Genomic DNA, 23993 nt, shown 5'->3' with positions numbered 1-23993 from the left:
TATCTAAAATTTATAGCTTGTTGTTTCTTATTAATAAGTTTTTCATGTAAAAAACAAATGAAAATTAGTAAAGAAGCTCAAATAGAACAAAAAGTAGATTCTCTTTTAAAGTTAATGACTTTAGAAGAGAAAATCGGACAAATGTCTCAAATAAGACATTTTGAAGAATCTGCAGATGAGCATATTACTTCTAAATTCATTGGATCAGTAATTCATACTCAAGGGCCTACACCTGGTAAAACTGCTTTAGAGTGGCAAGACAGATTTATAGAATTACAAAAGAAAGCTTTGTCCACAAGATTAGCAATTCCTTTATTATTTGCTGTAGATGCAGTTCATGGTCAAAACACATTTGAAGGAGCAACTATTTTTCCACACAATATTGGTTTAGGTGCTACTCAAAATGAAAAACTAGTTGAAGAGATAGCAAGAATCACAGCATTAGAAAGTCAGGCTACTGGTTTTAACTGGGTATTCTCACCTTGTATAGCTATACCTTATAATGAAAAATGGGGAAGAGTGTATGAGGCATTTTCAGAAAGTACAGCATTAACTGAAAAATTAACTAGGGCTTCTGTAAGAGGTCATCAAGGAGATTTATCAGACCCAACTACGGTTATAGCAACTGCAAAACATTTTGTTGGTGATGGAGCTACTGATTATGGTGTAGAAGGAGGAAATACTTCTTTAAATGCACAGCAAATAGAAGAACGTTTATTATCACCATATAAAGTTGCAGTAAAAGAAAATATAGGAGCAGTAATGTCATCATTTAATTCTATTACAGGAACATCTATGCACAATCATAAACAATTGTTGATAGATACTCTAAAAGTAGGAATGAATTTCGATGGAATTTTAGTTTCAGATTGGAAAGCATATTCACGATTTAATGGAAATGATGTTATAAATGCAGGAGTAGATATAATTATGGCTGTTGATGGTGATTTAGATGGTTTTCAAAAAGGAGCTAAAAAAGGTGTTGATAACGGCTCAATTTCTTTAGATAGAATTGATGATGCAGTTAGAAGAATTTTACGTCAAAAATTTAGATTAGAGCTTTTTGAAAACCCTTTTCCAAAATCAGATTTAGTTTCTAAAATCGGAATAAAAAAACATAGAGATATTGCAAAACAAGCAGTAAGAGAATCTTTAGTTTTGTTAAAAAATGAAGATAAGACCTTACCATTATCAAAGGATACAAAAAAAATTGTTGTTGTTGGTGAACATGCAAATTCATCAGGACTACAATCTGGAGGTTGGACAGTGAATTGGCAAGGAACTAAAGAAAATTATAAAGGTGCTACTACAATTTTAGATGGAATAAAAAGACAAGTCAAAGGAAAAGTTATTTTTGATAAACAAGCAACAGGCAATCATTTTGATGCAGATATAGCCATTATCGTTGTTGGCGAAAATCCTTATGCAGAATTTTTTGGAGATATAGGTCATGAATCTAATCAACTTAAATTAACGTTAACAGCAGAACATCAACAATATATAAAAACATACCAAGAAAAAGGAGTTAAAACAGTTGTTGTTTTGGTTTCTGGAAGACCATTAGTTGTTACTGAACAAATCAATCAATCAAATGCTTTTGTTGCTGCTTGGTTATTAGGTTCAGAAGGTGATGGAGTTGCAGAAGTGCTTTTTGGAGATTATAATTTTAGAGGCAAACTACCTCATTCTTGGCCAAAATCAATAGAGGATTATAAAGGAAAATACGGTCCTAATTTTTGGGACGATACTATAAAACCATTATTTAAATTTGGTTACGGATTAGAATATTAATTAGAAAATACGCTTTTAGAAAAGCAGATTTCATCATAAAAATAAGAGAAAAAATGAAAAATAAAGTACAGTCATTTCTATTGCTAGCAATCTTAATTTCTATGATATCATGTGTAAAATCAGAAAAAAAAGAGAATAAAAATTTGAAGACAAAGAAAGAATTGACAGCAGCAGATATTTTAGGAAATCCTAAATATATAGCGATTTCTTATGGAGGGTATAGAGAAAAATCTAGAGAAGATGGCCAACCTACTATTCAACAATTAAAGGATGATTTAAAAATCATGCATGCTATGGGTATTCGTATTTTAAGAACCTATAATGTACAACCAAAATTACCACATGCATCTAATGTTTTAAAGGCGATTTCAGAATTAAAGAAAGAAGATGCTACTTTCGAAATGTATGTAATGCTTGGAGCTTGGATAGATTGCCTAAATGCATGGACTGATAAAGCTCCAAATCACGATGTAGAAAGTCCACAAAATGAAGGCGAAATTGCAAGAGCTGTAGCATTAGCCAATAAATACCCAGACATTGTAAAAGTAATAGCAGTAGGTAATGAAGCTATGGTTAAATGGGCAGCAAGTTATTATGTTCAACCAGAAGTTATTTTAAAATGGGTAACTCATTTACAAAATTTAAAAAAAGAAGGTAAGCTATCTGAAGATTTATGGATTACATCATCAGACGACTTTTCTTCTTGGGGTGGAGGAGATGAAAACTACAGAGTACCTGCTCTAGAAGAATTAATTAAAACTGTAGATTATGTTTCTATGCATACCTATCCATATCACTACACACATTATATGTCAGCATTCTGGACGGTTCCAGAAAATGAACTAGGATTATCAGATATAGAAAAAGTTGATAAAGCTATGTTACGTGCTGCTAATAAAGCCAAACAACTGTATAAAAAAGTTGTTGATTATGTACACACCATAGATTCTTCAAAAACTGTTCATATTGGTGAAACTGGTTGGGCATCTATTTCTGATGGACATTATGGAGAAAATGGTTCAAGAGCTACTGATCAATATAAGCAAGGACTTTATTATAAATATATGAGAGATTGGACAAATGCAGATGGTATCTCTTGCTTTTACTTTGAAGCTTTTGATGAACAATGGAAAGATGCAGGAAACCCACTTGGTTCAGAAAATCATTTCGGATTAATTAATTTAAAAGGAGAGGCAAAATATCCGATTTGGGATTTGGTTGATAATGGAACTTTCAAAGGACTAAAAAGAGATGGTAAAACCATTACAAAAACTTTTGGAGGCGATAAGGAAGCACTGATGAAAACGGTTTTAGTGCCAAATACGGATTATCCAAGATAATTTTTTAACACTATGAAAAATACAAAATATTTATTCTTTACATTTTTATCTTTTATGATTATAAGTTGTGACGTTCAAAAAGAAAAACTTGTAGTAGAAGTTTACGAAACTTCAGCAAGTGGTAATAATTTACAGAAATTAGAGAATTTTTCTGCTGATGAAAATCAAGAAAATACAGTAAAAATTAAACTATTTCCAAAACAAAAAAAGCAAACTATTACTGGTTTTGGAGGCTCTTTTACAGAGTCAACAGCATATTTATTAAATAAATTAAGTAAAGAAAATCGGGCAAAAATCATTGAAGCTTATTTTGGCGAAAGTGGAGCAAAATATTCTTTAACAAGAACACACATGAATTCTTGTGATTTTTCTTTAAGTCAATATTCTTATGCTCCAGTTGAAGATGATAAAGAGCTAAAACACTTTACAATAGAAGAAGATAAAGATGATATAATTCCGATGATTAAAGATGCTATGAAAGTATCTAAAGACGGGTTCAGAATTCTTTCTTCACCTTGGACAGCATCACCTTGGATGAAAGACAACAAAAAATGGGTAGGAGGTAAACTACTACCAGAATATTATGATACTTGGGCATTATTTTTCTCAAAATACGTAACTGCCTATAAAAATGAAGGCATAGATATTTGGGGTTTCACAGTAGAAAATGAACCTTTAGGAAATGGAAATAATTGGGAAAGTATGCATTACACTCCAGATGAAATGACCAATTTTGTGCAAAACCATTTAGGTCCAAAACTTGAAGCAGATTATCCAAATGTAAAAATTCTAGGATATGATCAGAATAGAGAACATTTAAAAGAATGGATAGATTCTCAATACGCAACTGAAGCAACATCGAAATATTTCGATGGAACCGCGATTCACTGGTATGCAAGTACATTTCATTATTATCCAGAAGAATTACAATATGCACATAAAAAAGCTCCAAATAAATACTTAATTCAATCAGAAGCATGTATAGACGCAGAAGTTCCTGTTTGGAAAGACGATGCATGGTATTGGAAAAAAGAAGCAACAGATTGGGGTTGGGATTGGGCACCAGAAAAAGACAAACACATGCATCCTAAATATGCACCTGTTAACAGATATGCAAGAGATATTATTGGTTGTTTAAATAATTATGTAGATGGATGGATTGACTGGAACATGGTTCTAGATACTAAAGGAGGTCCAAACTGGTTTAAAAACTGGTGTATAGCACCTGTAATTGTAAATCCAGAAACTGATGAAGTTTATTTTACACCATTATATTACACATTATCTCACTTTAGTAAATTTATTAGACCAGAAGCAAAAATAATTGGTCTAGAAAATTCTGATAAAGAAATCATGGTTACAGCAGCAGAAAACCCAGATGGAACAATTGCTGTTGTCATTTTCAATGAAGGAGAAAATAAAAAAAATATAGAATTATCTTTAAATGAAAAGGAGATAAATGTTAATTTAAACAAACAATCTATTCAAACTATTATAATTACTAACTAATTAAAACCAAACTATATGAAAAACTATGTTACACCTTTAAAAGATAGAGTCCCTTTAGGTCAAAAAGCCGCTTTTGGTGCAGGGCATTTAGTACTTAATTTATTACCAGGAGCTTTAGGAGTATTTATGTTTTTCCTATTAACTGCTTTTGGGATGGATCCCTTTTTAGCAGGTCTATTAGGAGGTCTTCCAAGAATATTTGATGCAATTACAGATCCAATAATGGGTTTTATTTCTGATAATACCAAATCCAAATGGGGGCGTAGAAGACCATATATTTTTGTTGGTGCAATATTAAGTGGAATACTATTTGCTTTGTTGTGGCAATTAGATCCAGAAAGTACTCAAAACTATAATTTTTGGTATTTTCTAATCATGTCAATGGTATTTTTAATTGGTAATACCATGTTTGCAACACCTTTAGTTGGTTTAGGGTATGAAATGACTTCTGATTACAATGAAAGAACAAGATTGATGGCTTTTTCTCAAACTATTGGTCAAATAGCTTGGATGATAGTTCCATGGTTTTGGGTCATTATTAGTGATCCAGATATGTTGCCAATTTCTGCTGAAAAAATTAGTGAAATCGCAGCTTTAGGATTAAATGAGGCAGATGCAGCAAAAACCACGCTTGAAGCTGTTCAGGCAAATGGAGTAAGAAAATTATCTGTTATTGTAGGTATTGCTTGTATTGTTTTAGGTATTTTACCAGCATTCTTCTGTAAAGGAATAGATTCTGCTAACATGGAAAATAGAAAAGAGATTTCTTTAAAATCTTTAGGATCTAATTTAATGGATTTGTTTAGAGGAATTGCGCAAGTTTCTAAAAACAAACCTTTTGTAAAATTATGCGGAGCAACTTTTTTAGTATTTAATGGCTTTCAAATGGTTGCAGCATTTAGTGTTTATATTATTGTATTTTATATGTATAATGGTAGTTATGACGCAGCAGGTACTTTACCAGCTTGGTTTTCAACAGTAACCGCTATTATTACTGCTTTTGGAGTAATTCCGATAGTTTCTTGGATGGCAAATAAATACGGCAAACGTAAAGCTTTTATCTATTCAACAGCAATATCTATTTTAGGTTATATTTTAAAATGGTGGGCTTTCGATCCAGAAAGTGTTTGGTTATTATTCATGCCAATTCCATTCATGGCCTTTGGTTTAGGAGGTTTATTTACTTTAATGATGAGTATGACTGCAGATGTTTGTGATTTAGATGAATTAGAAAATGGAATGCCAAGAAAAGAAGGGACTTTTGGAGCAATTTATTGGTGGATGGTTAAACTAGGTCAAGCATTAGCATTAGTTTTAGGAGGTGCAGTTCTTAAGGCTGTGGGTTTTGATGGAGCAGCAGCACAACAAACAGTAGAAACAATGACAAGTTTAAGATTAGCTGATGTTTTTATACCCTCAATAACAGCTGGTTTAGCAATAGTAATAATGTGGAAATATAGTTTAAGTGAAACTAGAGCTAAAAAAATAAAGGAGCAATTAGTAGAACGTAGAGGAGAATTATAAAAATAAAAATAAATAAAGAAAATGTCTTATAGAGAAGAACGTAAGTTTGCGTTTAGCAATTTACAAATAACAGAAAATGCAGGAGTTGACTTTAGTAAGCATGAATCTTTTGAAGATTTAGCTAAACTTTGGAGAGAAACTTTAGATAAAGGAATGCATGGTATTTGCTTTAGTATGTACGAAGATGGGCAAGAGCCAGGAGATACAATTACAGAAGAACAAGTAGAAAGAAGAGTAAAAATTCTAAAACCATATACAAAATGGATTCGCTCTTTTTCTTGCATAGAAGGTAATGAACACATTCCTAGAATGGCAAAAAAACATGGTATTAAAAACCTTGTTGGTGCATGGCTAGGTGATGATATGGAAAAAAATGAACAAGAAATAGAAGGTTTAATTCAGTTGGCTAAAGAAGGTTGTGTAGATATTGCAGCTGTTGGCAATGAAGTTATGTATCGTAAAGATTTAACAGAACAACAATTATTAGACTATATCTACAGAGTAAAAGAAGCTTTAAAAGGTATGGATATTCCAGTAGGTTATGTAGATGCATACTATGAGTTTTCTCATAGACCAGCAATTACAGAAGCTTGTGATGTAATTCTATCAAACTGTTATCCTTATTGGGAAGGTTGTAGTATTGAGTATTCCCTAAATCACATGCAACAAATGTTTGGTCAAGCAGCTGCAGCTGGTCATGGAAAAAAAGTAATTATTACAGAGACTGGTTGGCCAAGTCAAGGAAGTAGTTTAGGAGGTGCACATTCAACTGCAGAAAATACCATGAAATATTTTATAAATACCCAAGCATGGTCTGCAAAAGATGATATAGAAATTTTCTATTTTTCATCTTTTGATGAATCTTGGAAAGTGGGAGCAGAAGGAGATGTTGGTGCTTATTGGGGTTTATGGGATAGACACGAAAATTTAAAATATTAAAACTGTATAGATTTTGTTTGTTTCTAAAAAACATCATGAATTTATAAATTTCTAATAATTAAAGCTTTAAAATTTAAAAATAGAGTAAATTTTAACACTTAAATTACTGATGTAGTAGTCATGTTGTGGTAAAATTTTAGGGATAACAAGAATTATATAGTAATATTGAATATTAACTTTAAACAATTATAAATTATTAAATTATGAAAAAAATTACTCTTTTATTTGCCTTATTAATTACATCAATTGGGTTTTCTCAAACTTATGATTTATTAGAATCATTTAACGGCACTGGATATGAAGGTGCTTTTGGAGGTACAAGTGCAGCTTATGATGCTGATCCCACTAATGCATCTATTCAAGTAGTTAAAATAACAAGTACTAATGGTTCAGGTGAGGTTTGGCAAGGTATAAACGTTATACTAACTAACAGTTATAAATTAACTTCAGCTACACAGTTGACGATGCAATTAGATGTATATTCAACTTCTGCAATAACAATTGCACCAAAAGCACAAGGTGGAGTATCGGGTGCTCCAGAATCAGTTAGCTCTGTAGATCATTCTGGAGGAGGTTGGGAAACTCTAACTTTCACTTTCGATAAAAGCTTGGATGGAAAGGTTCCAGCTAATGGTGATTATAATGACTTTGCACTTCATATCAATTGGGATACTGGTGCTAATAATTTTGGAGCACCAGATGGTAGAATTTTTTATATAAAAAACTTAAAAGGTTTGGCTGTTGTTACTGCTTCAGATCCTGTGCCTTCAGCAGCAGCAGCTGTGCCAACTACAGCAGATGCTAATGCATATAGTATATACAATGATACAAATAATTACACAACTTCATTTAATGTGCAATATGGTTTTGGAACATCAAGTGCTGTAGATTTAGATCCTTCAGCAGCTGTAAATAATGCTTTAAAAATGAATTTAGAAGCAGATGGTTTTGGTCAAGGTGAAGGTGGACCAGATGACATTTCTAGTTATGACTTCGTAAACTTCAACTATTGGTTTTCAAATTCTAAAGGAACTGCTGGGTTTGTTTTCATTATGATTGATAATGATGGAGCTGTACAAGAGTTTAAATATCAAGTTGGAATTAGTACTGCTGCTTCTGATTCGGCTGATATTGTAGAAAATGCTTGGACTCAAGTATCTATTCCAATGTCTCATTTTACTGATTTAGGTTTTGACAGTACGAAGTTATTCCAATGGAAAGTAGATAAATATAATCAATCAGGAGATAATGGAGGTTTTTTGTATTTAGATAATATCGTTTTAACTAAAAACGTACCTTTATCTATTGAAAATAATGAATTATTAGGTTTTTCAATGTATCCTAACCCAACAAACAATGTATTAAATATTTCAGCTAAAGGAGCAATTCAAAATGCAGAGATTTTTAATGTTTTAGGTAAAAGAGTTAAGTCTTTTAATGTAAACGATACTAAAGAGACTTTAGATGTTTCAGATTTAGCATCAGGTATTTATTTAGTTAAATATGCAGTAGATGGTTCAACAGGCACAGCTAAATTTATCAAGCAATAAGCTTTTAGACTAATATTATAATTTAAAAACCGAGCAAATTGCTCGGTTTTTTTTTGCTATTTAAAGTCTTTTTTTACAAATTAGTGTTATACTCAAAAGAAAAATATATAAGTGTGAGGTTTAAGTTTATATTATATTTGATAAAGTACACTATCGTAATAACTAGAGAGTTAGATATAAACTTATTTAGCTAAAATTAAGCACTTGTTATTTGAATATGGAAAGACTAAACCAAAGATGTCAAATTTCATCAGATTGAAACTATTTTTTATACCTCATTAGAATAATAAAATATTTATAAACTATAAGTATTATAATGTTTTGATTATCAATTGTATTTTAATACACATTTAAGTCTTATTTCTCCTTATCCTTTATTCTATCTAGATATTCTTGAAAACGTTTCCCATATTCAGATTGTTTAATTCTTGGAGGTAGAGAGTTGTTTACAGTATCTAACATTTGCAAACTAGCATCATACATTTCTGTCAAAGCAATATAAGGTGCTGCTTCTGATGCTGCATTTGTAATTGCAAAATTAGTAGTATATAAAACTCTTCTTTTTACTAATTTTTTATAATCTTCATTAAGTTTTTCAATTAAATCTTTATCATTTGCCTTTTTAGCTTCGAAATCTTTTTTGATAAATTCTAAACGTTGTTCTTGAAAGCGTTTGCTAACCACGTTATATTTATCCAAAACTTCTTGATTTTTAGATCCTTTCACTTCTGGATATACTCCAAAATTTTGTACGTTATCATTAATAGTAATAACACCTTCCTCTCCAAAAAATAAAATTCTCTTATCAGTTGTATTCCCATCAAATGTTAAGTAGTACAAAACAGGAGAATCTACAAAATCTTTTAATTCAAACTGATTTGAACCGTTTAAAGCAACTGAATCTACAGATATTAAAATAGTATCTTTCATTTTTTGAAGAAATAACTTTCCCTTTTTTAACCCCTTAATTTGACCTTGAACAATCATGTTTGTTTTCCTTTCTTTCTCACAAGAGAAAACAACAAGAGTAATCACAAAAAGTAGTATAATTTTTTTCATTTTTTTATTTCAAATTTAAGAATGCAAATATCTTTATTTTTTTACAAAGTGGAAGCTAATTCCATTAAAATAGTACAAGCTATTGCACCAATTGTTCCAATAGCATAACCAAAGACGGCTAGTAAAACCCCAACAGTTGCTAATGAAGGATGAAAGGCTTGTGCAACAATAGGAGCAGAAGCTGCACCACCTACATTTGCTTGGCTACCAACAGCTAAAAAGAAATAAGGAGCTTTTATAATTTTAGCAACTAGTATTAATAAACCAGCATGAATCGTCATCCAAACAAAACCAATAATCATCAGTCCAGGATTTTCTAAAGCTTGGTTTAAATCCATTTTCATACCAATTGTGGCGACTAGAATATAAATAAAAATACTTCCTATTTTACTTGCTCCTGCACCTTCGTAATTTTTTGCTTTTGTATAGGATAATATAATAGCAACAATTGTAGAAATACTAATGAGCCAGAAAAATCCAGAACCTAAAAAAGAAAATATATTACGCCAAGTTTGTGAATCAATTGAACCTACAAAATCAGCAAAGAAAGCACTTAAATATTTAGATGCAAAATGACCAAAACCAACAGTACCAAATGCAATAGCAAGCATAATCATATAATCTGTTAGTGATGGATTTTTTTGAACCTTTTTAGAAAATGTAATTACTTTTTCTTTTAGTTCTTCAATAGCAGAGGTATCAGCCTTTAACCATTTATCAATTTTATCTTTTTTACCAATCCCGATTAATAAAATAGCCATCCAAACATTGGCTACAACTATATCTACAATCACCATTCCTCCATATTTAGAAGGATTATATTGATAGATTTCAAGCATAGCTGTTTGGTTTGCTCCACCACCAATCCAACTTCCTGCAAGTGTAGAAAGTCCTCTCCAAACTGCATCAAAATCTGCTCCACCAACAGTTTCTGGAGAAAAAATAGAGATTAGCAAAATAGCTATTGGTCCACCAATAATTATTCCAATAGTTCCTGTAAAAAACATAATTAGTGCTTTAGAACCTAAATTAAATATCGCTTTTAAATCTATGCTTAACGTCATTAATACCAAAGCAGCTGGCAATAAAAATCGACTTGCAACATAATATAGTTGAGATTTTTGTTGTACAACTTCTCCTGTTGTATTTTCTATTTCCCATTCAGGTGCAATCACTCTAAATGTTGTAAATATGGCAGGAATAAAATATGCCATAAAAAGCCCTGGGACAATTTTATAAAACTTTGCCCAAAACCCTGTTTTAATATTTTCTGTGTAAAAAACGAATCCTAAAGAAATCATTAATATTCCAAAAACAATGGCATCATTTGTAAAAATAGGCTCCATATTTTGTTATTTTTTTATGTGATTAGTATTTAAAATAATACCCAATAAAAGTCTTTTTTGTAAATCATTTGGTAATTTAATTTGCTGATAACCAAAGTTTAGTTTTATAGATTGATTGAGTTTATGAAGAAAACCAAATCCTGTCCAATTTTGTACAAATCGTTTGCTTTTATCCATATTAAAGAAAATTTCGTTAAAAACATAAACAGACCAACTTTTAGATATAGGGTAGTTTAAATTCAAATCATATCTAAACCAATGGCTTTCACTATTAGTAGCATTAGCAGTTATGAATCTATGTTCAAAACGAAAGCGATGTCTTATTTTTAGTTTATTTATAAAATTGGTATAATTAATATCTTCATAAATTCTATTTTCATAGACTATTGGGTCTGGACTACCAAAAACAACATCAGTAGTAACGTAACTATACCCAATAGATACATTTAACTTTTTATGGATAGAATAATTAGTTGCAAGTCTGTAAATTTCTTGTTGAAAGTTATCTGCTAATTCATAGTAACGAAAATGAGCCATAGTTTGTATTTTCCAATTCTCTGCAATTTTATGAGAGCCATTATACATAAACCAATTCCCGAATTTATCACTTGTGTTTTGAGAAGTAATAGTTTGCATTAGAAATAAACAAACCAAACAAAGAAGTAATCGCATACGATGTTTAAATTATCAATTTCAGCAATATACAAAAATTGCTAAACCTTTGTTTTAATATGATTGGTATTTAAAATAATACCCAGTTGTAGTCTATGAGAAACAGCGTCACTAAATTTAGTATGCATATACCCAATTCTTAATTTTATTTTTCGATTAATTTGTTTAAAAAAACCTAATCCTGTTCTATTTTGTCCAAATGTTTTCGCTGCAAATTTGATAAAGATTTCATTAAATGCATACAAGTTTAATTTTTTGCTTACGGGATAATTTACAAAAAGTCCATATCGAATTCTGTGTGTCGTTTTTCTTTGTGATGCTTGCTCTCGAAAACGTTGAGCTAATCTTACTCTGTGATTGATATTGAATAACCCCCATTTATCTTTTAAATTAACATCTTGATAAAATCGAAATTCATACAAGTTAGGTTGATTAGTTTTGTATGATGTGTCTGTAATTGAGTAAACCATTCCACCAGTAAAACTCCATTTTTTTGATGGTGAAAATGTTAAGCCAACTCTATAAATTTCTTGTTGATACTCTGTGATAAACTCAAAATAACGAACATGAAAGCTGGTTTTTAAGTCTAATTTTTGTGATAACTTATGAGAACCATTGTACATGTACCAAGTTCCTAATTTATTTTCAGCAGAATCTTGAGCCTGAATACCATTTGATAGTAGAATCAAGCTCAAAATCAACAATACTTTTATCATAAAATAATCTAATTCGCAGAATAAATTTTAGTTTCTTTAAAAGGAGATATTTTAATATTCTCTACAGACGATTTGTATGTAAGCCAATCATTATTAAAGAAAGTATTCGTCTCTGCAACCACTTTTTTAAACTCTTCTTTAAACTGATTCATTAATTGAGTTTCAGTAGCTGTTTGCTCTCCAAAACGTGATCTAATATATCTACTAGCCAATCCAAATCGTTGACTTACTGTTACTTCTGGGTTTCTAGTAATTCCTTGTCTTTTGTCAACTTTACCCAGATATAGAGCGATTAAACTGTCAATTTTTTTACCAACTTTTGTTGATGATTTAATTTCGGCTTTGAATTTTTTCTTGTCTTCTTTTGATAATTTCGATTTGATAGCATTCACAGTATTCTTACTCTCTACCAATTGTTTTACGATTTTCGCTATTTTTTGCTGATACTTTTCCAATTCTTTGCTAGCATCGTATTTTTGATTGATAGCTTCATTAGAAATTTGTAATCTAGGATCGAATTCAACTTTTATATTTTGTTCAGAAACTGCATTACCAAAAGTCATTTTTAAACGATAAGTACCTGGTTTTACTATAACTCCTGCAGGTTCTCTTTTAGATTTTCGAATTCTTCTTGATGCTCTTGCAACTCCTTTTTCTCTTAAAAACCATCTTGTTTTATGTATACCACTTTCTTTGGGTGTTTTAAATTTGAGCGTTCTTATTTTTCTTTCTCCATCAAAAATCTCTAGTTTTATAGAATCATATTTAACTTTTTTAGATTTCTCGACTTCGCTCGAAACGACATTCTTTTTCTCTTTTTTCTTTTCTCTTGTGTCCTTTTTCTCTTTTTTTGGAACATCAACATAATAAGAAATAATAGCACCACCTTTTCTGTTTTCTCCTTGATACATTGCATCAGCTCCAAATCTACTTCCAGTAGGTTGTTGATATGCAGTTTGATAGGCTGTAGGAGGTGCAAATAATTCTAGTTTATTATTTATTAAACTGTTGTTTTTTGCAATTGCTCTTAATGGACGAATATCGTCTAAAACCCAAGCTGCTCTTCCAAAAGTACCAATTACCAAATCATTTTCTCTTTCTTGAATTACCAAATCTTTTACAGGTACTGTTGGGAAGCCTTCCGTCCATTTTGTCCATTTGTTACCAGCATCAATAGAAATATATAAACCATCATCTGTACCTAAAAATAATAAGTTAGCATTTTCTGGATCTTCAATAATACAAAGCGTGTAACTCTGCACATCATTTTCATCTACAATTCTTGTCCAAGTTGTGCCATAATCTTTTGTTCTGTATGCATAAGGAGTGTAGTTGAATCTTCTGTAATCATTTGCAATTAAAAGAGCTTCTCCTTTATTTTTGTTAGATGCTTTTATTTGAGTTATCCAGCTAAATTCTGGTAAACCTTTGATGTTTTTAGCAACATTTGTCCAAGATTCTCCACCATTTTTTGTGATATGAACTTGTCCATCATCAGTGGCAGCCCAAAGTACATCTTTCTCTAAAACAGTTGGTTCTATTACTAAAACTGTACAATGATTTTCAGCACCAGTGGCATCCATTGTTAAACCACCACTTTCTGCTTGTTTTAATTTTTCTGGATTATTGGTAGATAAATCTGGAGAAATTACTTTCCAAGTCAACCCTTTATCAGTTGATTTATGTACAAACTGACTTCCAAAATACAAAGTAGAATTATCAAAAGGATCAATATTGATAGCTGCATTCCAGTTGAAACGTAGTTTAATATTTGGGTCTTTATGCGTTGGTTTTACGCCATAATTATTTCCTGTTAAATAATCGTATCTACTTACAAAACCTTGCTGACTCATAGACCATCCATATCTGGAATCGTCTTTGTCTGGAACCACATCAAAACCATCACCAAAACTAATTTCTTGCCAATAAGAATTTCTAATTCCTTGTGATTTCCATACGTAAGCAGGGCCTCTCCAGGAACCATTGTCTTGCATACCTCCATAAACATTATATGGGAATTCGTTATCTACATTTATGTGATAAAATTGAGCAACAGGAATATTTCCAATAAATCTCCAGCTTTTACCACCATCTTTGGTAATGTTTAAACCTCCATCATTTCCATCAATCATAAACTTACCATTCTTTGGATGAATCCACCAAGCATGATGATCTGGATGCACACCATTATCAACTCCATATGCAGGCATTAATTGTTTAAACGATTTCCCTCCATCTTGAGAAACATTTACATAGGTAAAAACCGTATATAACCTATTTTCATTTTGAGGATCTACATATATTTCTGAATAATAAAAAGGACGATTTCCAATTCCAGGTTTATCGTTTATTTTTTTCCATTTAAAACCACCATCTTCACTTTTGTATAATGCATTCTTTTTAGCTTCTACTAATGCATAAATTACGTCTGGGTTGTTTGGTGCAATAGCAACACCAATTCGTCCTAATTCTCCCTTGGGAAAACCTTCTTTTTCTGTAATTTTTTTCCAATTTTCTCCACCATCGTGTGTAATGTATAAACCACTACCTTTTCCACCAGATTTAAAAAACCAAGGATCACGTTTGTGTTCCCACATTGCAGCTATGAGTTTGTTTGGATTTGAAGGATCCATAATCAAATCCGCAGTTCCTGTTTTTATGTTTTTGTATAAAATTTGTTTCCAAGTTTTTCCACCATCAGTTGTTTTGTAAACGCCTCTTTCTTTATGCTCTCCCCAAGGACTTCCAATAGCACCCACGTAAACAATATCAGGATTTGTTGGATGAATAATTACTCTATGAATATGCCTGGTTTTTTCTAAACCCATAGCTTTCCAAGTTTTTCCAGCATCTAAAGATTTATAAATACCAAAACCACCATTTAAACTATTTCTTGGGTTTCCTTCACCAGTTCCTGCCCAAATTACACTAGGATTAGACTGCTGAATAGCAACTGCACCAATAGAAGCTGTGAGTTCTTTTTCGAAAATTGGTTTCCATTTAATTCCACCAGAAGTCGATTTCCAAATTCCACCAGAAGCAGTTCCTGCATACATAATTTCTGGATTGCTTTCTACAACGTCTATCGAAGTCACACGTCCAGACATTCCTCCAGGACCTATGTTTCTTGGTTTCATGTTTTTTACCAAATCCATGGAAAACTCTTGTGAAAAGAGTAGAGTAGTAGCACTTAAAAAAAGTAAGGTGATTAGTTTTTTCATTACAAAAAGTTTGAATTAATTGAATTTAGACGAAAGATACAAAATTGAAAACTTTGGTTAAAAGTTGATTGTTTTTTTAACATAAGTTAATTTAAAGCTGGTTATATAATTCTATTCCATTGAGTAAGATTAGATTTACTTATAATCTAAATTTAATTTACTAACATATTCTGAAATATTTAATATGAACAGCTATATTAATTATATATTTTAATAAAAATAAACCATTATGTTAATAAATTTGACTACTTTTCAAATTCGCTTTATACTAATACTATTATTAGATTCTATATCAACTTTTTTTTTCTAATTTATGCATTAAATCATGGTAATGCTCAAGAGTTTAACTCAAGAAATTTTGAAAAATTATTAAATCAAACGCATTCTGAAAGGACTTTAGAATTATCAAGTTTTTACGAGAGCGAAGTGCGTTATTCAGATTCCACAGCAGTTTTTAAAAAAATAAATTCCATAAAGAATTTAGCAAAAAAAGCTAAAGACGATGATTTATTATTGGAAACAGAGTTAATGATTTTACATTATTATGTATTTAAAGATAGGTTTTCAAAAGATTTTACTGTTAAAAAAATTAAAGCACTAGCTGATATTGCTAAAAAAGATAAAGTTCTTTGGTTAGAAATTAGAACATTAAGTCTATTAGCAAACTATTTATATAGCGAGCATAAAGAATATGGTTTAGGTTTTGAATATTATGAAAAGACTGCCAAACTTTTAGAAAGTATAACTATTGAAGATTTTCCATTAAAACAAATATGCTTGTATCAAATTGCACACGTTCATAATGAATTTAAAGAATACAAAAAGGCAATAAATTATTTAAAAAGAGCTAAAGATTTAAAATCTAAATATAATAGCGAATATTATACACCTCACATTTATAATACATTAGGAGATAGCTATGCACAGCTAAACCAAATAGATTCTTCCAATCATTATTTTAAAATAAACCTTAAAAGAGCTACCCAATTAGGAGACTCTATTTGGATTGGGATTTCTTCTGGTAATTTAGGTACGAATTATTTAAATCAAAGGAATTATAATAAAGCTCTACCATTTTTAAAGAATAGTATAAGAATTACAGAAAATGCTAAAGATTGGAGTTTTACCTCTGGAAGATTATCTGATTTAGGCTTGGTGTATTTGGGACTTAATAATTTGACTGATGCAAAAGAGGCTGCAATAAAAGCAAATGATTACGCTATAAAGAGTAAAGCATACTATCGTCTTTTAAATTTATTTAAGTTACAATCTAATATTGCTGCTTATGAGTTTAAACCTGAAATAGCTTCGCAATATCTTGATTCTCTTGTTATAGTAAAAGATAGTTTAGCTAAAATTTTTAATGGAACTAAATTAGTAAGAGCCAAACAAAGAATAGCTTTAGAAAAACAACTTCTTAAAGAAGAAAAAGAAAAACTAAAAAATTTTAAGAAGATAATAATTAGAAATACTTTGATTGTTTTATTAGGTGTGTTGTTAATATTGATGTTTATTAGATATAGTAAAAATAAAAAAACGGCTTTAGAAAAGGAGGAAAAAATGCTTTTAGAAAAAGATAATGCAGAAAAAAAACTAAACATAGCATCTTTGAAACTAAAAGAGTTTACAACATCTTTTATTGATAAAAATAAAAAAATAGAAGCGTTAGAAAAATTAATAAAAGATACATCTGAAACTAAAGAAAATGATACAAAAGAGGTTAAAATAAAAATTAATCAATTAAGAAAATCTTCAATACTTACAGATGAAGAATGGGATAACTTTGTAAATATCTTTAACCAAGTATATCCAATATTTTTTAATAATTTGAAAATAAACTACCCTAAAATAACACCTTCAGAAACACGTCTTTTGGCACTTTCTAAATTAGAGTTAGAGAATAAGCAAATGGCATTAATGCTAGGAGTTGGTGCGAATGCCATTCGCCAAATAAAAAGTAGGTTTCTTAAAAAGTACGCTGTAAAAACGGATACTAAACTTATAGAAATTATTAATAAACTATAACCCTATTATCCTTCATTTCCCTTATTATCACAAAAGTGTCACGCTTTTGTCACAGTCTATTTTAAGTTTAGTATTGCTGTTAAAATATCTTTGTTTTGTTATTTAAATTTCAAAATATATTCTCTATGAAGAAAAGTGTTAGTCAAAGGAAGTATAGAAATTATCCCTTTAATAATTGTTTTTTTTGGCAAAGAAAAGATCATCTCATACTAAAATTTATTATCACTTTATTTTTTTTACCAATTGCTGTAATATCTCAAGAATTTGGCACAAACGATTTTAGAATTTCAGATGCAGGTGGTATAGGAAGTTCTCTTACAGAGGCTAGAAATAGTGATATAGCTTACAATACAACTAGGAATGAATATTTAGTAGTTTGGGAAGCTGATGACACAGATTTTTCAGGTTTTACTGATAATAACTTTCAAATTATAGGACAGATTATTAGTGCTGATGGAGTAGAAATTGGAGTAGATTTTATGATATCTAATTTTAATGTAACTGGTAAACGAATTGCTGTAACTCCCTCTGTAGTCTATAATTCTGTAGACAACGAGTATCTAGTAGTTTGGTCTGGTGGAGTGGAAGATCCAGATTTTGATAGCTATTTAGTTTATGGGCAACGTATTTCTGCAACAGGAACTTTAATTAGTTCTAATTTTTTAATATCAACAACTTATCTTAATTGGCATACAGAAAATCCTGAAGTTTCATACAGCAAAACTAGTAACCAATATTTTGTTGTTTGGGTAGGGAGTTCAGTTCATGAAAATATACAAAATATTTATGGGCAGAGAATATCTAGATGGGGAAGAAAAACAGGGACAACTGAATTTTTAATAAGTACATCAAATAATACAAATACCAGTTTTGATGCAATTGACCCACAGATAACTTATAATAGTACTAACAATGAATATTTGGTAGTCTGGAATGTGGATATAGAGCGTTACAAGGAAGAAATTTTGGGGCAACGTTTTAATGCTTCTAATGGAGCATTTATAGGTACAAATTTTAGAATTAGTAATATTTCTGATTTGGGTACTAGTTTTGACGCTATTACACCAAATGTTATCTATAACGAAACAGATAACCAATATTTAGTAATTTGGGGTGGAGATGTATCCCCAGGAAAAGAGGAGGTTTTTGGACAATTACTATCTAATGTTGGAGTGGAAATTGGAAGTGATTTTCAAATAACTACCCATGGAGGAGACCACAATGTTGATGCAAAACAGCCAGATGTAGCTTGGAGTGCAACCACAAATTCTTATATGGTAGCATGGTATGGTCCAACACTTACAACTTTTCCACAGCGTCTTTCTACAGAAATTTGGATGCAAGAAGTTTCAAATACAGGTACTTTAAGCGGTGCTGTAGTAAAAATTTCTGATTTTACTTCTTTCGGATATTATGAGTCTTATAACCCTAAAATAATAAGTAATACAGAGCAGGGTTTACTTATTTCTTGGCATAGTGATGGAAATAGTTTCCCTGCCAATACAAATACAGCTGGTCTTGTTAATCGTGAGGAAGAAATCTTTATACAAATGTATGGTAGTGCTGCAACTTGGGCTGGTACAACCAATACAAATTGGAATACTACTACAAATTGGAAACCAAATTTTGTTCCTACATCAACCACTAGTTTGCTAATACCTAATGTAGTAAATCAACCTATTATATCTACAAATACTGTTGTTGTTGCCAATGATATTAATCTAGAAGCATCTTCATCATTAACCATTGATGCAGGAGGAGCTTTAACTGTAAATAATAATTTAATCCAAAATGGAACATTAACTGTGAATTCTGATGCTACAAAAAGTGGGTCTTTAGTCGTAAAAGGAACAGCTAATGGAAATATTACCTATAATAGATATGTTACAGATGATTGGCACACTGTTGGGGCTCCAGTAATTGGGCAAAATATAAATGAATTTGCTGTTACAAATATAGCATTAAATCAAATTATACAAAATGGAGATAATACCAAATACGCAGTAGCTCCTTATAACAATAATGTAGCAACTGACAATTGGGAATACATATTGGTAGCTGACATTGCATCTGCTGGAAATTTAGAAAACGGAAAGGGTTATTCCATGAAACGTTCAGCAGCAGGAACCTATACTTTTACAGGAACAATTGAAAATGAAAGCAAGACTGTAACTTTAACAGAAGGTTCTAAAAATAGTTGGAATTTAATTGCAAATCCATATCCTAACTTTTTAAAATTTAATAATCTGTCTGATGTAGGTAGTAATTTGTTACTACAAAATGCATCAAAATTGCATACTAATAATTTGGCAGTTTACATTTGGGATAAAGCTACTACAGGCTATAAACCCTATAATCATGCAAGTTCTACGTTACCTTTTTTAGCACCTGGACAAGCTTTTTTTGTTAGAGCTAAAGAAGGTGGTAGCACATTTACATTTGATAAAAGTATGCAGTCTCATCATCAACAAAGGGTGTTTGCAAAAGTGCAAAATTCAAATTTTGAAATTTCCTTACAAATTTCTGATGGAAAACAAACTAAAGCTACAGAAATTAAATATTTAGAAAACACCACTAAAGGATTTGACGCTGGTTATGATGCTGAACAATTTACAGCACAAGACAATAGTTTTAACGTGTATACTAATTTGGTGGACAACAATAATAATGGAGCTTTTGCATTGCAATGTTTACCACCAGCAAATTTTGATGAATTGATAATTCCTATAGGATTAACTATTGATGCAAATGTAAATGTTACAATTTCAGCAGAAATGTTAAACCTTCCAACAACTTTAAAAGTATATTTAGAAGATAAAGAGAATAATACTTTTATTGAGTTAACTAATAGTGATTATAGTTTTACAACAAGCTCAAAATTAGAAGATATAGGTCGTTTTTATTTGCATACAAGTGCTACAGTTTTATCTACTGATGATGAGTTTAATTCAAATAACATAAGTATTTACCAAACTTCAAAAGAAAATTTACGAATAGTAGGCATACAAAATGGAGCTACAAAAATCAGTTTATCAGATGTGTTAGGAAAGCAAATTTTAGCGACAAGTTTTAAAGCAAATGGTTTGAATGATATTTTATTACCAAATTTAAAAACAGGTGTTTATTTGGTTCGTTTAAAAACGAAAAATTCAAAATTTGTTAAAAAAATAATTATAGAATAATGCTGAAAAATTTAACACTTAAATTATGAAAAGTAAAAAAACTAATTCGCAAGAAATTTCTCGAAAAGATGCTCTTAAAAAAATTAGAAATTATGGTAAATATGCAGCACTAACAGCATTAGGAACTTATCTTATTTTAAATCCACAGAAATCACAAGCTCAAAGTCCAGAAGATCCTGGAAGTGGATTTTAGTAAAAAACGAAGAGCTTTTATTCTTCGTTTTTCTTTTTAGGCTCACGTTTAGCATTTTTTAAAGCTTGCATTAACATCCATTCTATTTGTCCATTTGTAGAGCGAAATTCATCTGCAGCCCATTTTTCAATAGCTTTTATCATGTCTTCATTAACTCGCAAAGCGAAAGCTTTTTTCTTCGCCATAAATAGTAGTTTATAGTCTTTATTTTTTAGATGTTAGCACAAAATTACTAATAACTGTTATCAATTCTTTAGAAATAGGATAGTCTGGAGACATATAAGATTTCATATTGTCTTCATCTTTTTGAATATCCTTTAAAAGATGATTCATATTCTTAATGATTACTAATTTTGCATCGGGTTTCGCTTCTTTTAAATTTTCTGCATCAGTAACTTGAACTTGTAAATCTTTATCACCATTAATAATTAATGTTGGTATTTTTACCTTTTTTATTTCTTCTGTTGGGTTTAGATTTACCCAAGATGCTAAAAAAGGCTGATTTGGTTTTGCAAAAAGTGACATTAAGTTTGGATTCACCTCTTTGATTTCTCCTGTTTCTTTAAGTTCTTTTAAATAGTTTTCTGTTAGTTTACCAAATTCAGCACTTTGTTTGGTTACTTGTCTTATTAAAGTTTTGTCAATGGTTTCTCCTGCACCAGCAATAGAGATATATTTATCTACATTTTCTAAAGCTAGCATAGCAATTAAAGAACCTTGGCTATGACCTGCTAAAATGATTTTAGAGAAGCGTTTATCATCTTTAAAATGATTTACAACTTCTTTTACATCATTTATAAAATCTCGAATTAGAATACCATCTTGTTTTATAAAAGTTATATTTTTAGGATTTGCAGTTCGTTTATCATAACTAAAAAAAGCAATATCTTTTTTATTTACTGCATCTCTAAATTGTTTGATATATTGAGGTGTATTACCATTTCTATCAACTCCACCTGAACCATGAACCCAAATAATTAAAGGCGATTTTTCTTTTGTGAAAGTTAACGTTCCTGGTAAATGTATTTCATAATTATTAATTGTAATCTCTTTTGTTATAATTTGTGCGAAAGAAGATGTTATTGTGATTGTAATTAATAATAAGTTTGTAATAAATCGTATCATTTTTAGTTTATTTTAGATTGATAAGTTTCTAGTACTCTTTCTGCTTCACTTTTTTTTTGAGTACCAATCAACAATTTTTTTCCATTTTTAAGTTCAAGTTGAATGCCAATATCGCCAGAAACGTTGATTGCTCTTCCTTTAGATTTAGACCAAAGTGTACCACCTTTTAAACCCCAACCACCATAATCTCCTATTGGGTCGTAAATACGAACGTAAGCTGTTGAAATTTTATCCCAAGTGATGAGTTTTAATTTCCAATGAAATGGAAAAAACTGATAATGAATACCTTTTTCGTCAATTCTGGTTGTTAGTTTAAAGGCAAAAATAAGACCACCAGAAATAAGAATACCAAATAAGGTTAAAACAAATTCACTAGTAGTCATACTCGTATTTTCTCTTGAGTATTCTTGTGCCATAATCACTATTGGAACAATTAGACTTACAGCCATTAAAACAATAAGCCATAATTGAGTAAAACGTTGAGTCTCTTTAAAAACTTTCATTATCTGTTTTTATCTCTTTCTAAAACAACACTATTCCAACCACTAGGTATATCAATATATTTCCAACCTTCTCTAGCATATTGATTTAATAAATCTTCGAAGTTTTGAGTTCTATTTCTAAATCCTAATTTTAAAGTTACTACTTTATATTCTTTCATTCTTCTATTTTATTTAAAATGGTAAATGCAATTACAACTTCAATTATTGTACCTATTATAGAGCCATAAACTGCACTCATTACAATGTTACTGGTTACAGCACCAATAGTTGTCCCTAAAGCTACACCAACACCTATAGCTAAAATTTGTTTTTGATTCATTATTAATGACTTAATGTTCCTGCATTTACAACAGGTGAAGCTTCTTTATCTCCACATAAAATAACTAATAAATTACTAACCATAGCTGCTTTTCGTTCTTCATCTAACTCAACAATCTCCTTTTTATTGAGTTCTTCTAGAGCCATTTCTACCATTTCTACAGCACCTTGTACAATTTTGTGTCTTGCAGCAACAATAGCAGTAGCTTGTTGTCTTTTTAACATAGCAGAGGCAATTTCTTGTGCATAAGCTAAATAACCAATTCTTGCTTCTAAAACTTCGATACCAGCGATAGATAAACGTTCTTCTAATTCTTTTTCTAAAGCTTCAGAAACTTCATTTACACTAGAACGTAAGGTAATATCTTCATCATGACCTTCATCTGCAAAATTGTCATAAGGATACATACTCGCCAACTTTCTTACTGCAGCATCAGTTTGCACGCGTACAAAATTTTCATAATTATCAACATCAAAAGCAGCTTTGTAAGTATTTGTTACTCTCCAAACTAAAATTGTTGAAATCATTACTGGATTTCCTAATTTATCATTTACTTTTAAACGTTCACTATCAAAATTACTCGCTCTTAAAGATATTTTCTTTTTAGTGTAAAAGGGATTTGCCCAATACAAACCGTTAGCTTTTATAGTACCTACATATTTACCAAATAGTAAAATTACTTTTGATGTATTAGGATTTACTAAAATAAAACCAAAAAAACCTATAAAACTAATTACTGATACTATAATATAAAAAGGGTTTTCTTGATTGATAGCCATAAAAATGCTTCCAAAGAATAAAATAAGAACTATAACTAACATTAAATAACCATTTGCAGGTTTGATGATTTTTTCAGCTTCCATTGTGTTTGAATTTATAATGATATTAAAATGATATCACAAAGATATAATATTTTTTTTTGATTTTCCAAAGTAATCAGTAATAATTTTTATAATTTAGCAATCCGTTAACACTTACA

The 23993-nt window shown here is 30.4% G+C and carries 20 protein-coding genes; 9 read left to right on the top strand and 11 right to left on the bottom strand.

The window, feature by feature from the left end:
- The first annotated feature begins 57 nt into the window (after positions 1-57).
- From BTO18_RS05680 to BTO18_RS05655, 6 genes are all read left to right on the top strand, one after another.
- Positions 58-1791, top strand: coding sequence for a glycoside hydrolase family 3 protein (locus tag BTO18_RS05680; protein WP_211295577.1), 1734 nt, complete (start codon positions 58-60; stop codon positions 1789-1791).
- A 53-nt stretch (positions 1792-1844) separates the two neighbouring features.
- Positions 1845-3131 (top strand): glycosyl hydrolase family 17 protein, encoded by a 1287-nt coding sequence (locus BTO18_RS05675; RefSeq protein WP_105015299.1) that lies wholly within the window; start codon positions 1845-1847, stop codon positions 3129-3131.
- Between the two features lie 12 nt (positions 3132-3143).
- A complete protein-coding gene (locus tag BTO18_RS05670; RefSeq protein ID WP_105015298.1) occupies positions 3144-4640 on the top strand; it encodes a glycoside hydrolase family 30 protein in 1497 nt (498 codons plus the stop codon).
- Positions 4641-4655: 15 nt separating this feature from the next.
- Positions 4656-6164 carry an MFS transporter gene (locus tag BTO18_RS17960; RefSeq protein WP_105015297.1) on the top strand — a complete coding sequence of 503 codons (1509 nt, stop codon included), beginning with the start codon at positions 4656-4658 and terminating at the stop codon, positions 6162-6164.
- Between the two features lie 21 nt (positions 6165-6185).
- Complete coding sequence (locus tag BTO18_RS17955; RefSeq protein WP_105015296.1) at positions 6186-7103, top strand: glycoside hydrolase family 17 protein; 918 nt, start codon at positions 6186-6188, stop codon at positions 7101-7103.
- Between the two features lie 203 nt (positions 7104-7306).
- Positions 7307-8653 carry a T9SS type A sorting domain-containing protein gene (locus BTO18_RS05655; protein ID WP_105015295.1) on the top strand — a complete coding sequence of 449 codons (1347 nt, stop codon included), beginning with the start codon at positions 7307-7309 and terminating at the stop codon, positions 8651-8653.
- 357 nt (positions 8654-9010) lie between these two features.
- Here BTO18_RS05655 and BTO18_RS05650 read toward each other — a convergent pair whose 3' ends face one another.
- The 5 genes from BTO18_RS05650 to BTO18_RS05630 form a co-directional block, all read right to left on the bottom strand.
- Positions 9011-9712 carry a DUF4369 domain-containing protein gene (locus BTO18_RS05650; protein WP_105015294.1) on the bottom strand — a complete coding sequence of 234 codons (702 nt, stop codon included), beginning with the start codon at positions 9710-9712 and terminating at the stop codon, positions 9011-9013.
- 41 nt (positions 9713-9753) lie between these two features.
- Positions 9754-11058 (bottom strand): DUF819 family protein, encoded by a 1305-nt coding sequence (locus BTO18_RS05645; protein WP_105015293.1) that lies wholly within the window; start codon positions 11056-11058, stop codon positions 9754-9756.
- A gap of 6 nt (positions 11059-11064) precedes the next feature.
- Positions 11065-11694 carry a DUF2490 domain-containing protein gene (locus tag BTO18_RS05640; protein ID WP_226789010.1) on the bottom strand — a complete coding sequence of 210 codons (630 nt, stop codon included), beginning with the start codon at positions 11692-11694 and terminating at the stop codon, positions 11065-11067.
- Positions 11695-11771: 77 nt separating this feature from the next.
- A complete protein-coding gene (locus BTO18_RS05635; RefSeq protein WP_211295576.1) occupies positions 11772-12425 on the bottom strand; it encodes a DUF2490 domain-containing protein in 654 nt (217 codons plus the stop codon).
- Positions 12426-12454: 29 nt separating this feature from the next.
- Positions 12455-15667, bottom strand: a complete 3213-nt coding sequence (locus tag BTO18_RS05630; RefSeq protein ID WP_105015290.1) for a WD40/YVTN/BNR-like repeat-containing protein — start codon at positions 15665-15667, stop codon at positions 12455-12457.
- Between the two features lie 426 nt (positions 15668-16093).
- Here BTO18_RS05630 and BTO18_RS05625 point away from each other — a divergent pair, with 426 nt between their 5' ends.
- From BTO18_RS05625 to BTO18_RS17595, 3 genes are all read left to right on the top strand, one after another.
- The gene (locus BTO18_RS05625) at positions 16094-17692 is read left to right on the top strand and encodes a tetratricopeptide repeat protein (protein WP_105015289.1); all 1599 of its coding nucleotides are present in this window, start codon (positions 16094-16096) and stop codon (positions 17690-17692) included.
- Positions 17693-17817: 125 nt separating this feature from the next.
- Positions 17818-20874, top strand: a complete 3057-nt coding sequence (locus BTO18_RS05620) for a T9SS type A sorting domain-containing protein (protein ID WP_105015288.1) — start codon at positions 17818-17820, stop codon at positions 20872-20874.
- A gap of 25 nt (positions 20875-20899) precedes the next feature.
- A complete protein-coding gene (locus tag BTO18_RS17595; RefSeq protein WP_170063237.1) occupies positions 20900-21067 on the top strand; it encodes a hypothetical protein in 168 nt (55 codons plus the stop codon).
- A gap of 17 nt (positions 21068-21084) precedes the next feature.
- Here the strand turns inward: BTO18_RS17595 and BTO18_RS05615 are convergent, their stop codons facing one another.
- Genes BTO18_RS05615 through BTO18_RS05595 form a run of 6 tightly spaced genes read right to left on the bottom strand, consistent with a single transcriptional unit; the run spans position 21085 to position 23877 of the window.
- On the bottom strand, positions 21085-21252 hold the full coding sequence (locus BTO18_RS05615; protein WP_105015287.1) for a type II toxin-antitoxin system antitoxin: 168 nt from the start codon (positions 21250-21252) through the stop codon (positions 21085-21087).
- A gap of 19 nt (positions 21253-21271) precedes the next feature.
- Entirely contained in the window at positions 21272-22192 is a 921-nt protein-coding gene (locus tag BTO18_RS05610) for an alpha/beta hydrolase family protein (protein ID WP_105015286.1), read from the bottom strand.
- Positions 22193-22194: 2 nt separating this feature from the next.
- Positions 22195-22695, bottom strand: coding sequence for a hypothetical protein (locus BTO18_RS17820; protein ID WP_211295575.1), 501 nt, complete (start codon positions 22693-22695; stop codon positions 22195-22197).
- On the bottom strand, positions 22695-22853 hold the full coding sequence (locus BTO18_RS05600) for a DUF4177 domain-containing protein (RefSeq protein WP_105015285.1): 159 nt from the start codon (positions 22851-22853) through the stop codon (positions 22695-22697). Before BTO18_RS05600 ends, BTO18_RS17820 begins: the two co-directional genes overlap by 1 nt.
- Complete coding sequence (locus tag BTO18_RS17590; protein ID WP_170063236.1) at positions 22850-23014, bottom strand: hypothetical protein; 165 nt, start codon at positions 23012-23014, stop codon at positions 22850-22852. Before BTO18_RS17590 ends, BTO18_RS05600 begins: the two co-directional genes overlap by 4 nt.
- A gap of 2 nt (positions 23015-23016) precedes the next feature.
- Positions 23017-23877 carry an SPFH domain-containing protein gene (locus BTO18_RS05595; protein WP_105015284.1) on the bottom strand — a complete coding sequence of 287 codons (861 nt, stop codon included), beginning with the start codon at positions 23875-23877 and terminating at the stop codon, positions 23017-23019.
- Between the last annotated feature and the right edge of the window lie 116 nt (positions 23878-23993).

This window comes from Polaribacter porphyrae (assembly GCF_002954685.1).
Taxonomy (GTDB): domain Bacteria; phylum Bacteroidota; class Bacteroidia; order Flavobacteriales; family Flavobacteriaceae; genus Polaribacter; species Polaribacter porphyrae.
The sequence above is the reverse complement of the archived record's forward strand: the minus strand, read 5'-3'. Positions and strand labels throughout refer to the sequence as shown.

What these genes read in the sequence shown, in the direction of transcription:
- BTO18_RS17820 (WP_211295575.1), bottom strand. Translation starts at nt 22,695, where the DNA reads ATGAAAGTTTTTAAAGAGACTCAACGTTTTACTCAATTATGGCTTATT.
- BTO18_RS05595 (WP_105015284.1), bottom strand. Translation starts at nt 23,877, where the DNA reads ATGGAAGCTGAAAAAATCATCAAACCTGCAAATGGTTATTTAATGTTA.
- BTO18_RS05670 (WP_105015298.1), top strand. Translation starts at nt 3,144, where the DNA reads ATGAAAAATACAAAATATTTATTCTTTACATTTTTATCTTTTATGATT.
- BTO18_RS05650 (WP_105015294.1), bottom strand. Translation starts at nt 9,712, where the DNA reads ATGAAAAAAATTATACTACTTTTTGTGATTACTCTTGTTGTTTTCTCT.
- BTO18_RS05600 (WP_105015285.1), bottom strand. Translation starts at nt 22,853, where the DNA reads ATGAAAGAATATAAAGTAGTAACTTTAAAATTAGGATTTAGAAATAGA.
- BTO18_RS05680 (WP_211295577.1), top strand. Translation starts at nt 58, where the DNA reads ATGAAAATTAGTAAAGAAGCTCAAATAGAACAAAAAGTAGATTCTCTT.
- BTO18_RS05655 (WP_105015295.1), top strand. Translation starts at nt 7,307, where the DNA reads ATGAAAAAAATTACTCTTTTATTTGCCTTATTAATTACATCAATTGGG.
- BTO18_RS05675 (WP_105015299.1), top strand. Translation starts at nt 1,845, where the DNA reads ATGAAAAATAAAGTACAGTCATTTCTATTGCTAGCAATCTTAATTTCT.
- BTO18_RS17960 (WP_105015297.1), top strand. Translation starts at nt 4,656, where the DNA reads ATGAAAAACTATGTTACACCTTTAAAAGATAGAGTCCCTTTAGGTCAA.
- BTO18_RS05610 (WP_105015286.1), bottom strand. Translation starts at nt 22,192, where the DNA reads ATGATACGATTTATTACAAACTTATTATTAATTACAATCACAATAACA.
- BTO18_RS05630 (WP_105015290.1), bottom strand. Translation starts at nt 15,667, where the DNA reads ATGAAAAAACTAATCACCTTACTTTTTTTAAGTGCTACTACTCTACTC.
- BTO18_RS05620 (WP_105015288.1), top strand. Translation starts at nt 17,818, where the DNA reads ATGAAGAAAAGTGTTAGTCAAAGGAAGTATAGAAATTATCCCTTTAAT.
- BTO18_RS17955 (WP_105015296.1), top strand. Translation starts at nt 6,186, where the DNA reads ATGTCTTATAGAGAAGAACGTAAGTTTGCGTTTAGCAATTTACAAATA.
- BTO18_RS17595 (WP_170063237.1), top strand. Translation starts at nt 20,900, where the DNA reads ATGAAAAGTAAAAAAACTAATTCGCAAGAAATTTCTCGAAAAGATGCT.
- BTO18_RS05640 (WP_226789010.1), bottom strand. Translation starts at nt 11,694, where the DNA reads ATGCAAACTATTACTTCTCAAAACACAAGTGATAAATTCGGGAATTGG.
- BTO18_RS05615 (WP_105015287.1), bottom strand. Translation starts at nt 21,252, where the DNA reads ATGGCGAAGAAAAAAGCTTTCGCTTTGCGAGTTAATGAAGACATGATA.
- BTO18_RS05645 (WP_105015293.1), bottom strand. Translation starts at nt 11,058, where the DNA reads ATGGAGCCTATTTTTACAAATGATGCCATTGTTTTTGGAATATTAATG.
- BTO18_RS17590 (WP_170063236.1), bottom strand. Translation starts at nt 23,014, where the DNA reads ATGAATCAAAAACAAATTTTAGCTATAGGTGTTGGTGTAGCTTTAGGG.